Raw genomic sequence first — 511 nt, forward strand, 5'->3', positions numbered from 1 at the left:
GAACGGCGGGAGGCGGTCCGGCTGCTCGGCGAACGCGACGTGCCCGGCTGGGTGTGGGAGCGGCTCGACCCGCGCGCCCTCGACTTCGAGCTGGCCGCGGCCGTGCACCGGCATTCGCCCGTCAAGGACCAGGTCGCGCTGGCCGGCTACCACTGCGCGCGGCTCGCGCTGAACATCCCCGATCTCCGGTCGCGGCTCGGCGAGATCACCCTGTCGCGTCCCGCGGAGCTGGTGCCCGCGCTGGAACGGAAACTGGCCGCCGCCGCGACCCTCACCGAACTGGCGGAGCTGACGGCCGTCGCCGAGGGTCTCGGGGTCGAGGTCAACGGCCCGCGCGCGCAGCGCACCGCGTTCTACCTGGTCAATCCGCTGCCCGGCGAGGAGAAGGCGCCGCCGGAGGAGTCCGATGTGATCGCGGTGGTGCTCCGTTCGGCGTCCGGCTGGCGGCGTCCGCTGCTGGCCGGGCTCGTCGACGGGCTGGAGCGCGGCGGCGCGGCGCTCCGCCGCGACC

At 75.5% G+C, this 511-nt stretch carries 1 protein-coding gene; it reads left to right on the top strand.

Annotation, left to right across the window (positions count from 1 at the left end; all coding sequences use genetic code 11):
* On the top strand, positions 1 to 511 hold a 511-nt coding region (locus ACYVE7_RS35615; protein WP_460371133.1), incomplete at both ends, for a hypothetical protein.

This window comes from Actinocorallia lasiicapitis (assembly GCF_054778695.1).